This is a genomic window from Fictibacillus sp. WQ 8-8 (assembly GCF_024494405.1).
Lineage (GTDB): Bacteria > Bacillota > Bacilli > Bacillales > Fictibacillaceae > Fictibacillus_C > Fictibacillus_C marinisediminis.
In genome coordinates, this window is record NZ_JAMXKG010000003.1 from 349,418 (window position 1) to 361,546 (window position 12,129).

Annotated in this window: 12 protein-coding genes and 1 riboswitch; of the genes, 10 read left to right on the forward strand and 2 right to left on the reverse strand. The window is 45.2% G+C overall.

From position 1 onward, the window contains the following. Positions 1-38 precede the first annotated feature (38 nt). The 8 genes from hpaI to map all read left to right on the forward strand — a co-directional run bounded on the left by hpaI (position 39) and on the right by map (position 8,089). Positions 39-974 carry a 2,4-dihydroxyhept-2-ene-1,7-dioic acid aldolase gene (gene hpaI / locus M1K46_RS07180; RefSeq protein WP_256225512.1) on the forward strand — a complete coding sequence of 312 codons (936 nt, stop codon included), beginning with the start codon at positions 39-41 and terminating at the stop codon, positions 972-974. Further along, on the forward strand, positions 971-1,762 hold the full coding sequence (locus M1K46_RS07185; protein WP_256225513.1) for a fumarylacetoacetate hydrolase family protein: 792 nt from the start codon (positions 971-973) through the stop codon (positions 1,760-1,762). The genes hpaI and M1K46_RS07185 overlap by 4 nt, the downstream gene beginning before the upstream one ends. Further along, positions 1,746-3,302, forward strand: a complete 1,557-nt coding sequence (gene hpaE / locus M1K46_RS07190) for a 5-carboxymethyl-2-hydroxymuconate semialdehyde dehydrogenase (RefSeq protein WP_256225514.1) — start codon at positions 1,746-1,748, stop codon at positions 3,300-3,302. The genes M1K46_RS07185 and hpaE overlap by 17 nt, the downstream gene beginning before the upstream one ends. Positions 3,303-3,304: 2 nt before the next feature. Beyond that, positions 3,305-4,780, forward strand: a complete 1,476-nt coding sequence (gene hpaB, locus M1K46_RS07195; RefSeq protein ID WP_256225515.1) for a 4-hydroxyphenylacetate 3-monooxygenase, oxygenase component — start codon at positions 3,305-3,307, stop codon at positions 4,778-4,780. 11 nt (positions 4,781-4,791) lie between these two features. Beyond that, entirely contained in the window at positions 4,792-5,775 is a 984-nt protein-coding gene (hpaD, locus tag M1K46_RS07200) for a 3,4-dihydroxyphenylacetate 2,3-dioxygenase (RefSeq protein ID WP_256225516.1), read from the forward strand. A 154-nt stretch (positions 5,776-5,929) separates the two neighbouring features. Beyond that, a complete protein-coding gene (locus tag M1K46_RS07205; protein WP_053354837.1) occupies positions 5,930-6,385 on the forward strand; it encodes a pyridoxamine 5'-phosphate oxidase family protein in 456 nt (151 codons plus the stop codon). Between the two features lie 237 nt (positions 6,386-6,622). Further along, the gene (locus M1K46_RS07210; protein WP_091006441.1) at positions 6,623-7,225 is read left to right on the forward strand and encodes a TVP38/TMEM64 family protein; all 603 of its coding nucleotides are present in this window, start codon (positions 6,623-6,625) and stop codon (positions 7,223-7,225) included. A gap of 117 nt (positions 7,226-7,342) precedes the next feature. Next, a complete protein-coding gene (gene map, locus M1K46_RS07215) occupies positions 7,343-8,089 on the forward strand; it encodes a type I methionyl aminopeptidase (RefSeq protein WP_091006443.1) in 747 nt (248 codons plus the stop codon). A gap of 315 nt (positions 8,090-8,404) precedes the next feature. Here map and M1K46_RS07220 read toward each other — a convergent pair whose 3' ends face one another. After that, positions 8,405-9,253 (reverse strand): bifunctional 5,10-methylenetetrahydrofolate dehydrogenase/5,10-methenyltetrahydrofolate cyclohydrolase, encoded by an 849-nt coding sequence (locus M1K46_RS07220; protein ID WP_256225517.1) that lies wholly within the window; start codon positions 9,251-9,253, stop codon positions 8,405-8,407. 53 nt (positions 9,254-9,306) lie between these two features. Then, positions 9,307-9,398, reverse strand: a riboswitch (ZMP/ZTP riboswitch). A 139-nt stretch (positions 9,399-9,537) separates the two neighbouring features. Here M1K46_RS07220 and mgtE point away from each other — a divergent pair. Further along, positions 9,538-10,896 carry a magnesium transporter gene (gene mgtE / locus M1K46_RS07225; protein ID WP_256225519.1) on the forward strand — a complete coding sequence of 453 codons (1,359 nt, stop codon included), beginning with the start codon at positions 9,538-9,540 and terminating at the stop codon, positions 10,894-10,896. Between the two features lie 100 nt (positions 10,897-10,996). Continuing rightward, on the forward strand, positions 10,997-11,575 hold the full coding sequence (locus M1K46_RS07230; RefSeq protein WP_062231259.1) for an NAD(P)H-dependent oxidoreductase: 579 nt from the start codon (positions 10,997-10,999) through the stop codon (positions 11,573-11,575). Positions 11,576-11,662: 87 nt separating this feature from the next. Here M1K46_RS07230 and M1K46_RS07235 read toward each other — a convergent pair whose 3' ends face one another. Next, positions 11,663-12,082: a MarR family winged helix-turn-helix transcriptional regulator gene (locus M1K46_RS07235; protein ID WP_062231261.1), complete on the reverse strand. Its 420-nt coding sequence runs from the start codon at positions 12,080-12,082 to the stop codon at positions 11,663-11,665. Positions 12,083-12,129: the final 47 nt, after the last annotated feature.

Consider the following 12,129-nt stretch of genomic DNA (forward strand, 5'->3'; position numbering starts at 1 on the left):
CGGAAACTTCAGCTACTTACAAAGGAGAGATGATAATTTTGAAAACTGGTCAATTTGATGAGATAAAAAGCAGGTTGAAAGGGTCTGTTGCTCCTATTATTACGCCTTTTCAAGAGGATGACAGCCTTGATTTGGAAACTCTTCGTGATTTGATCAACTGGCATATTGAAAGCGGGAGCCATGGAATTTCGGTTACGGGCACAACAGGAGAACCGAGCTCATTGACGCTGCAGGAAAGAGAGCAAGTGATGGAAACGACGATCCAGTCTGTTGCCGGGAGGGTGCCAGTCGTTCCGGGAACAGGGTCAACCAATCATCAGGAAACAAGGCATCTGACTAAGAGAGCCCAGGAAATGGGAGCAGATGCCGCGATGGTTATTGTTCCTTATTATAACAAGCCCTCACAGCATGCCTTATATAATCACTTTAAAGCTGTTGCACAATCTGTTGATATCCCATTGATCGTTTACAACATTCCAGGAAGAACAGGTGTGAATCTGGAAGTTAAAACACTCGCCAGGCTGAAAGAGGACTGCCCGAACATCATCGGAGTGAAAGAGTCGAACAAGGATTTTGAACATGTGAACCGTGTTCTTCTGAATTGTGGAAGAGACTTCCTGCTGTTCTCCGGGATTGAGCTGCTCTGCTATCCAATGCTTGCGATCGGCGGAAAAGGCTATATCAGCGCAACAGCAAATGTTCTGCCAGGGAAAGTTGCAGAAGTGTATAATGCCTGGGAAGCTGGCAACATTGAAGAAGCCATGCAGCTTCATTATGAACTGATGCCGCTGAATGATGTGCTGTTCAGGGATACCAATCCGGCACCATTAAAGGCGGCATTGGGAATGATGGGTAAAATTCAGCCAAGGCTGAGACTTCCGATGGATCTGCCGTCTGACAGCATTCAAGAAGAAATTCGTACGGTGTTAAACAGTTATGGTCTATTGAATAAAGTTGGGAGTGAGATGCAATGAAACACGCACGTATCATATTCGAGGGCAGAGAGCGGACTGCCACGGTGAAGGATGACCAGCTATTGCTTAGCTGCGGACGGACCATCTCCATGGATGAAGCAGAGGCTTGGCTTCCTCCGCTCAAGCCAAATAAGATGATTGGCTTGGCATTAAACTATGCTGATCATGCGGAAGAACTCGGCTTGGATAAACCCGCTGAACCTGTTCTCTTTATTAAGCCGAACAGTTCTCTTGTCGGACATAAAGCACCGGTATATTATCCGGATGGCGCTACCTATATGCATTATGAAAATGAACTGGCTGTGGTCATCGGCAGGGAAGGCAGAAATATTAAAGCAAAGGACGCGATGGAATTTGTAAGCGGTTACACCATTGCGAACGATGTAACGGTTCGGGATTTCGTAAACAACATGTACCGTCCACCAGTTCGGGCAAAAGGACATGACACCTTCGGACCGCTTGGGCCATACTTTGTTGATGCGGCGGATATCCCCGATCCTAACAATCTCGAACTAAGAACCTATGTAAACGGTGAACTGAGACAGCAGGGCAACACAAAGAATTTGATCTATACCATATCTGAGCTGATCGAGTTCATTTCTTCCTTTATGACCCTTGAAGTGAATGACACCATCTGGACAGGGACTCCAAAGGGGATTTCTCACATTCATCCAGGTGATTCAGTACGGCTTGAAATCGATTATATCGGAAGTTTGGAAAATAAAATTCTTGATGGCCGCAATACTGGTACCGCGGCAGGAGGGATGAAGCATGAGCAGCAGCTATGAAAAAACCGTCCTTCATTATATAAATGGTGAGTTTGTACCTTCAGCATCAGGAGAAACGTTTACAAATATCAATCCTTTTACAAATGAGGCGATTAATCCCGTAGCAGAAGGAACAAAAACAGAAATCGACTCGGCGGTTAAATCGGCGAAGGAGGCCTTCAAAACAGGAACCTGGGGAAAAATGAAGCTCAGTGATAGGCTGAAACACATTCATAGGATCGCGGACCTCATCGACCGGGATATTGAGCAGGTGGCACATCTGGAGTCCCTGGATACCGGCCTTCCGATCTCACAGACGAAGAAAATGGTTGCAAGAGCTGCGGACAACTTCCGTTTTTATGCCGAGATGGTAAAGAACAGAATGGTCGGTGAAGCCTACCATGTGGACGATGAATTCATCAATTACACCATCCAGAAACCTGTAGGTGTAGCAGGCTTAATCACCCCTTGGAACGCACCGTTCATGCTTGAAACATGGAAAGTTGCCCCGGCTCTTGCTACGGGGAACACGGTTGTACTCAAGCCCGCTGAATGGTCGCCGCTGACGGCCAACAAGCTTGGAGAGATCATTCATGAGGCAGGCCTTCCAGAAGGTGTGTTTAATATTGTTCATGGGTTTGGCGAGACTGCCGGTGCAGCATTGGTCGCACATCAGGATGTACAGCTGATCTCGTTTACCGGTGAGACGAAGACAGGTTCGGAAATTATGCGGAACGGAGCAGATTCTCTTAAACGGTTCTCCATGGAGCTTGGCGGAAAATCACCAATCATTGTGTTTGACGACTGTGACGTTGAACGTGCCCTTGATGCGTGTGTATGGGGGATCTTCTCTTTCAATGGTGAGAGGTGCACGGCGAACTCCAGACTGTTTGTTCAGGAATCAATAAGTGAAACCTTTATCAGCGCTTTAAAGAAAAGAGTTCTCAACATTATTGTTGGTGATCCTTCCCATGCAGATACCGAAGTAGGCCCTCTTATTCATAAGGATCATTATGAAAATGTAAAACGCTATCTGAAAATTGCTGAGGATGAAGGCAGTGAGGTATTTGCTGCTGAAGTGCCAAAGCATCTTTCCAAAGGCAACTTTATTCCGCCGACCCTCCTGTTGAATGTGAAGAATGACATGACGGTGGCACAGGAAGAAATATTCGGTCCGGTCTTAACGGTGATGACCTTTCAGACAGAAGAAGAAGTGGTCGAGATGGCCAATGATGTGAAATATGGTCTTGCCGGCTATGTATGGACGAACGATATGAAAAAAGGCCATCGTGTCGCTAGTGCCGTTGACGCTGGAATGCTGTGGGTGAACTCACAGAATGTTCGTGATTTGCGAATCCCATTTGGAGGTTCTAAATCATCCGGCATTGGAAGAGAAGGCGGGCATTATGCTTTTGAATTTTACACAGAAATGAAAGTCGTTCATGTGGCCGTCGGTGATCACCATATTCAGCAGTTCGGAAAAAAGAACATAGCTGCTTCAGCGAATACCAACGCCAGAGACCAGAACGCTAGCAAGCTACTAATATCCGGGAGGGAATGACATTGCCTGCACGCACGGGAGAACAATATATCAACGGTTTAAAAACGGCAAACAACAACGTTTGGATTCATGGAAAACGAGTAACAGATGTAACAGAACATCCTGCCTTAAGGAACGTGGTACGTTCGATTGCCAATCTATTCGATCTCCAGCATGAAAAAGCGGATAAAATGCTCTACACCTCAGATACAACAGGAGATAAAGTCGGTTTATCTTTTATCGCCCCTAAAACCAAGGACGATTTAATCGCGCGCCGTGAAATGTTTACAGAATGGGCGCGGTACACGGGCGGAATGATGGGGCGCACACCAGATTACTTGAATACGAGTGTCATGGCGTTTGGTACAGCAGATTCGTTTTTTGCTCAGGGAGACCCGATGTTTGCGGAGAACGCCAGAAACTATTATCACTATTGCCGTGAAAACGATATTAGCCTCACACATACGCTCATCCATCCACAGACTAACCGTTCGAAAAAACAATCAGAACAAAAGGATCCTTTTCTGTCTGCAAGAATCGTAGAAAAGAACAAAGAGGGAATCGTGATAAAAGGGGCGCGTCTGTTAGCCACGCTGGGCGGTGTGACGGACGAGATCGTCGTGTTCCCTTCTACCCTGAACAAAGCGGTATCTGAGGATGATCCATACGCAATGGCTTTCGCGATTCCCAACAACACAGAAGGTTTGAAGTTCCTGTGCCGTGAATCATTTGACCAAGGAAGAAACCAGTGGGATCACCCATTGAGTTCAAGATTTGAAGAGAGCGATGCGATCGTTGTGTTTGATAACGTGCTTGTTCCGTGGGACCGTGTGTTTGTCGGGGGAAGCTCTGACATCTGTAATCGTACGTACGTGGAAACAAATGCGATCGTGCATATGGCCCATCAGGTAGTAGCTAAAAATACGGTAAAAACGGAATTCGTTCTCGGCATCATCTTAAGCATTATGGATGCGATCGGCATCGATGTGTTTCCGCACGTAAAAGAAAAAGCGTCAGAGGTCATGCTCATTCTTGAAACGATGCAATCTCATCTGTTCCGTGCTGAACAAAATGCATCCCTTGATGCCTATGGAAACATGACCCCGGATTTTGCTCCGCTCAATGCAGCTCGAAACTGGTTCCCTAAAATGTATCAACGGATGGTGGAAATCGTACGAATCTTAGGGGCCTCCGGCTTAATGGGGATACCGACAGAGTCTGACTTTGAAGCGGAAGACATCGGGGAACTCGTACACCGCTACACACAGGGAGCGAACATCAATGGCTATGAAAGGGTACAGCTTTTCAGGCTTGCATGGGATGTTTGCATGAGCTCCTTTGGCGGCAGGCAGGCGCTTTACGAATATTATTTCTTTGGCGATCCCGCACGCATGTCCAACATTTATTATGATGGCTTCAACAAGGAACCGTACAAACAAATGGTCCAGGAATTCTTGAGCCGTGTGAAAACCGCCGACCACAACTATGCTCGTATTTAAGGAGGTGCTTTATGGACTTTAATATCATTCGAGTGGCCCGGATAGTCATGAACGTGACCGACTTGAACGCTTCCCGAGATTTCTATGTCAATGCGTTAGGCTTTATTGAGACGGAAAGCGACGGACAGCACATTTATTTAAGGGGCCTGGAAGAACACTGTCATCATTGCCTCGTACTGAAGAAAGCGGATCAGCCAGGTGTCCATTCCATCGGCTATAAAGTTTGGCATGAAGAAGATCTTGAGAAGATTGAGAGACTTTTCAAAGGAAGAAATCTTTTTACGCAGTGGGAGGAGGCGGGTAAGCAAAGAGCGCTGGGCCCCGTTCTTAAGGCAACAGATCCTTCTGGTATGCCGCTTGAATTCTTTTCAAAAATGGAAACGGTGGAACGCTGCCTGCAAAAGTACGATCTATACAAGGGAGCACGTATCCAGAGGATTGACCATGTTAACTGCATGGTACCTGATGTGGAGAAGGCTGTCGCTTTTTATACTGATGAACTTGGCTTCCGCTGTTCAGAGTATACGGCTACAGAGGACGACAGAACATGGGCTGCCTGGCTCCATCGCAAACCATCTGTCCACGACATCGCCTTTATGAACGGAGAGGGGCCCCGTCTGCATCATATCGGTTTCTGGCTTTCTGATCCCATGAGCCTTATTCATTCTTGTGATGTGCTGGCAAGCATGGGATATGCCGATTGTATCGAGAGGGGACCTGGGCGCCATGGTTTATCGAACGCCTTTTTCCTCTATATTCGGGATCCTGATGGAAACCGGCTGGAACTATATAATGGAGACTATTTAACGTGTGACCCTGATTTTGAGCCGGTTAAATGGGATATTAATGACCCCCGGCGCCAGACGTTCTGGGGGCATAAGGCACCTGACAGCTGGTTTGAAGAAGCAACGGAATTTATTCAGCAGGAGAGCGGCTTGCCTGTCGGCCAGTCTAAAGCCGTCCTTGCTCAGCAAAAACCTGATTTTGTGACATGATACAGCGTGGAAATAGAGAAGAGCTGTCATAAGAGTAGTTATCTTATGACAGTTTTTTTGGAATTTCTTGCTGTATCCGTTACTTACCAAACCAGTTTATGAGAAGATAAAATGGTACATAAAAATTCTCGGATGAAGAAGGGAGCACTTTCAAATGGCCAAACCGGAAATACCTGCTCAGCTTTCCACAGAACTTTTTGAATATCTGCAGGGGGAGAAACTTGTGCTGCTCGGTACGGTTGATGCAGAAACGAAGGCCCCAGGAATTTCTGCCATATCATGGGTAAAAAGCTGTGACGAAAAAAGAATCAGGTTTACAGTAACGAACAACTCGAGAATTGTGGCTAACATTAAGAAGAATCCACAGGTTGTCTTAACCATTGTCGGATTGGAGAGCGTGTATTCCATCAATGGGAAAGCTGCTGTTCTTGAGGAAAAAATGGAAGGTGTGCCACTAAAACTTGCCAAGATTGAAGTGGTGATCGATCATGTCTTTGAAAGTATGTTCTGGGGAGCAAAGATTGTTCAGGAACCGGAGTATGAAAAGACCACGAACGCGGAAAAGGCAAAAGAACTCGATCTGCAGGTATACGAAGCACTAATGAAATAAGATAGCAAAAAAACTATCCGTTCGTTCTGAAGTGACCCCAAAAAGCTGTCTAACTTTTTGGGGTCACTTCAGAATGGATGGTTTTTTTTGTTGCGTGTTTACTAGGACTAATTGAGTGAATATGGTAAACTAGGTGAAAAGTCTGTCTAATTTTGGCGATAATTTAGATGGGCATAATGAGATTAAATAAAGGCTGAAATGGAAACGATGATAGCTATATAGAAGGGAGACCGGGCTATGAATTGGAGTGAGTGGAAAACTTATCTTTCGCAGGAAAACATACTGCATTTTTTAGAGCAATACCGGGATTTAGGCTTCTTGCCCGGCGTGCTTCTCCCGCTGCTTGAGGCCATTATTCCCGTATTGCCGCTGTTCATTATCGTAGCTGGAAACGCTGCGGCCTACGGATTCTGGATGGGAGCCCTCTTTTCCTGGCTGGGCGCAGTAATCGGTTCGCTGATTGTGTTCTTTTTGGTACGGAAATTGGGCCAGCAAAGATTTCTGCATTTTATTACAAAGCATCATAAGATTGAAAAGCTGCTGGGATGGATGGAACGCCGTGGTTTCGGCACACTCTTCCTCATCTACTGTTTTCCATTTACGCCTTCTGCTTTGATCAATGTCATTGCCGGTTTGTCCCGGATCAACCAAAAGACATTCATTTTATCCGTAGCTCTTGGGAAGCTCGTAATGATCGCCATCATCTCCTTCATCGGCTATGATTTTTTGGATGTGATAAAAAATCCATTGAAACTAGGGCTCGCGGTATTTGGCATCTTTGTCCTATGGCTTGGCGGAAAAGTTGTCGAATCGAGAATGAAACAAAGCCACCAGGCGTAAATCAACCATTGATTTGCGCCTTGCGCTGTTTTTAGCAAGTTTGCTGGGAACAAATAGATAAACAAAGAATATAGTAAGTTTACACCTTACTTATTTGCAGGATGGGAAAGGATACTCATGATTACTTATAAGTCAAAAAGAGATATTGAAAAAATGCACAAAGCCGGACAGCTGCTGGCGAATTGCCACAAAGAGATCAAGAAACTCATCAAGCCGGGTATTTCAACACTTGAAATTGATGCTTTTGTGGAGAGGTTTCTTAAAGAACACGGAGCAACTCCTGAACAAAAAGGTTATCAGGGATATCCTTTTGCCACTTGTGCTTCTGTGAACGATGTCATCTGCCACGGATTTCCGAACAAGAAGAAACTGAAATCAGGAGACATCGTGACGATTGACATGGTCGTGAAATTAAACGGCTGGCTTGCTGATTCCGCGTGGTCGTATACTGTAGGGGAAGTATCTGAAATAGCGCGCCATCTGATGGAGGCCACCGAAAAATCACTTTATCTCGGCATTGAAAAAGCTGTGATTGGCAACCGGATCGGAGACATCTCTCATGCCATCCAGCAGTATGCAGAAGGAGAAGGGCTTTCAGTCGTCCGCGAGTTTATCGGACATGGGATCGGACGGGTGATGCATGAGGATCCTCAAGTGCCGCACGCCGGTACAAAAGGAACAGGCACCCTCTTAAAAGAAGGAATGGTCCTTACGATCGAGCCGATGCTGAACACAGGCAAACGCTATGTAAAAATAGATAATGACGGATGGACCGCCCGTACGTTTGATGGCTCGCTATCCACTCAATATGAGCATACGATTGCCATAACAAAAGAAGGTCCGCTCATTCTGACTGCTCAATAATATGCAATGTAAATAAAAAGATAAAAACACGAGGAACTGGCTGGAAAAGCACCGGTTCCTCGTGTTTTTTTATCTTATGAAACTTCAGTAAGTGAATATGTCCATCTGAGTCGGGAGATTTCATACTGTTGTATGCCTGAAAAGCATACACTCAGCTATTGCTTTGTTTAAGATGAAAATACCCGCGAAAATAGAGCATTTACCCGCCGAAACGGAGAAAATACCCTCCAAAACACCTTTATGGTCAACTTGGCGGCTCTAAGCGGTACACAAAAAAACTGATCTGCGAAAATTCACAGATCAGTTTTTTCTATTTTACTTATTCTCCTGTTTTTTCTCAGCTGCATCCACTGTATGTTTCAGCAGCATCGCGATAGTGACTGGACCGACACCGCCTGGAACAGGGGTGATGGCTCCGGCATTTTTCTCGCATTCTTCGTAATCAGCATCGCCAATGTTGCCCGGATTATAGCCGGCGTCCATGACAACGGCCCCTCGCTTGATCCAATCTCCTTGGATGAACTTAGGCTTTCCTACGGCCGCTACGACAATATCGGCCTGTTTTATGATCTCATTCAAATTTTGAGTGTAGGAATGACAGGTGGTTACAGTAGCGTTTCGGTTAAGGAGCAGCATGGAAACCGGTTTGCCGAGTATAGGGCTCCTGCCGACAACGACAGCGTGCTTGCCTTCAATCGAAATGTCATAGTAATCCATAATGGCCATAATGGCTACAGGCGTACAGGATGGATAGCTGCCAAATCCGAACGAAGTCTGTCCAAATCCCCAGCTCGTTACGCCATCCACATCCTTTTCAATGTCGATCGCTTCAAACGCGGCTCTTTCATCAATATGGGAAGGTACAGGATGCTGAAGAAGGATGCCATGCACGTTCTCATCCTGATTCAATTCATGGATAGTGTTTAATAGATCTTCCGTGGTGATCTCTGATGAAAGATGAATCCTTTTTGATAGGATCCCTAGCTTTTCACAAGCGTTGCCTTTCATTTTCACGTATGTAGCAGAAGAAGGGTCTTCTCCTACTAAAACAGTTGCCAGACACGGTGTGGTGCCTTGGCTGGTTAATGACGAAACTCTTTCTTTTAACTGTTCTTTAATTTCTGCTGCGACACGGGTGCCATCGAGTATTAGCTTGTTTTCCATCCAATTACCTCCTGAGAATAGAAAAAAGGCAAGGAATATACACAGTGATTCCTTACCTTTGCCCAGACGAACGGCTTTTTAGGTTAAAAAAATGCAGCTTCCTTGTGGTCAATTCCACACGTTCTCGTCAGTTGCTGCCCTCTTATTTCTTATGTTGCTTTCATTATACATCAAGTTTTCCCACAGATTCAATACAGCAGAACACGTTTTTAAAAATCAATGTTGCATTCGCAGTTTCTTGGAGATTCTTATATAATAAGAACGATATCAAGGGGGTGACATTCGTGTTCAAGGAAATGACGGAAAATCAGATCCTGCTTTTTGTTATAAAAAGTTTAAAAGAACTTCGAAAGAAAGAGTTCCAGGAATTAATGGACGAACTGCACCCATACGACATCGCGGAAGTCTATAAGACGCTGCCGGAGAAACACCGGCATAAATTTCTTACGTTCCTGACAACAAGGCAGCTTGCTTCTCTCATTCAGGAACTGGACAGCCATTTTCAAATCGAGATTCTTCATAAATTAGGAATCGAACGATCATCCCATATCATGAATGAGATGGAAAACGATGACCTGGCGGACTTGCTAAGTAATTTCTCATTTGAAGAGATTCAGGATTTTCTAGCATCCATGAAGGCGGATGAATCCCGTACGGTCCAATCACTCATGCAATATCCTGCCGACACCGCCGGCGGGATTATGACCAATCGGTTCGTCTGGATCCCGCAGATGTTTACAGTTCGCGATGCGGTCGATAAACTGAAGACGTTCGCCGGATTTGCTGAAAATATTTATTATTTGTATGTCATCAATGAAGAAAAGCAGCTCGCCGGCGTCGTTTCCTATCGTGATCTGCTGCTGGGAGACCTCAACGACCGGATTGAAGACATCATGTTTACCCGGGTCATCTCTGTTGCTGCTGACATGGACCAGGAGGAAGTGGCCCGCACGATTGAAAAGTACGATTTCATTGCTGTTCCGGTAGTGGACGATAATGATGTTTTGCTTGGAATCGTAACGGTAGACGATGTGCTTGATGTTTTGATCGAAGAAGCGAATGAGGATATTGAAAAGCTATCAGCTTCAGGAAAATCCATTGATTTTAACACCAGTGCCTTCGTTGCTTCTTACCGCCGGCTTCCGTGGCTGATCTTGCTCCTGTTCATCGGCATTATCTCCGGAAGTATTATTTCTGCTTTTGAGGATACGCTGTCAAAGGTCGTATCGCTCGCATTCTTCATGCCGATGATCGCTGGAATGACCGGAAATACGGGTACACAATCACTCGCTGTCGTGGTCCGTGGGCTTGTTTCCAATGACATCGATAAAAAGGTCGTCTGGCGCCTCATCCTCCGTGAATTTGGAGTCGGGCTGATCATTGGCACTACCTGCGGAATTCTTATCGCACTCGTTGCTTTTTTCTGGCAGGGAAATTCCATTTTGGGATTGGTGGTTGGAAGCTCGCTGTTTTTGACTCTTATTATTGGAACCCTTGCAGGAACGCTGATTCCGCTTCTTTTATATCGTTTTAACGTCGACCCAGCCGTCGCTTCAGGGCCGCTGATTACAACACTCAACGATATTTTTTCATTGCTTGTCTATTTTGGGACTGCGTCGATCTTTATTTCTCATCTAATATGAAACAAAACCCGCCGCCCTCGGCGGGTTTTTACTCTGCTTTATCTGGTTTCAACAATAATGGAAGTGTCGTATACGTGTCAATGTAGGAAGGAGAGATTAGATGAATCATGTCATACTGTACTGCCACCCAGCTAAAGAAAGTTTCAACATGGCTTTGCTGGAGACTTATACAGAGGAATTAAAGAGGAGCGGGCACACAGTGGCTGTCAGAAATCTGTATTCTTCTGGATTTCAGCCGGTTCTGACACAGGAGGAATATGAACAGTCCCTGGCTTATATGTACAGCACTGATATAAAAAAAGAACAGGAGCTGCTTACCTGGTGTGACTGCCTTACGCTCATCTATCCGGTCTGGTGGGGAGGCATGCCTGCGTTGCTTAAAGGGTATATCGACAGGGTATTCAGCTACGGATTTGCTTATGAACTGGACGGAGAAGAACCCATTCCGCAGTTAAAAGGAAAATCCGCAGTTTCAATCTGCACGACTGGAACGCCTTCTGAGATCTACGAAAAGAACGGTATGCATTATGCAATGAATCTCGCGCGGGATCATAGTATTTTTGAATTTTGCGGAATGGAGGTCAAGCGATCCATCTATTTTGGCAACGTAATCCAGTCTCCCGAATCAGAGAGAGAAAGAATGCTGCAATGCGTTCGAAGCCTAGGTTCGTCTTTCTAAAGGTGCGGAAAAGAATTTGAATTTAAAATCTCTGCACTGAAAAAGGCAAAAACACTTGTTGGTTAAGTGTTTTTGCCATTTCTAAGACTAAATCATTCGGTTTAAATAGTCTATCATTCTTTCCATTTCCTCATCAGAGAGCCCGGAGAACTTTTCTCTGAAATAGCCCCGGCGGATGGAAGCCAGTTTTTCTGCAACAGAATGGCCTTTTTCTGTTATTTTAACGTATACGATTCTTCGGTCAGTAACCGAACGTTCTCTTGTGATCATACCTTTTTTTATTAGACGGTCTGTTACTCCGGTAATGTGGCTTGAAGACACCTTCATTTCTGCTGCCAGTTCAGATGCAGTAAGGAAATCTTTATCTTTTAACAGATTCAGTACTCCGAATTCATTGGAGGGGACATCATCAGAAAAAAGGTCATTGATGTCTTTCCTGAATGTCCGAAAGACGGTTTGGAAGCTGGTTTCGAGCTCTGCAATAGATTCCGTGCGTTTATCACTCATATCATTCACCTATTCTACGTTTAGTTCAATATTGACGCTTCTATTAA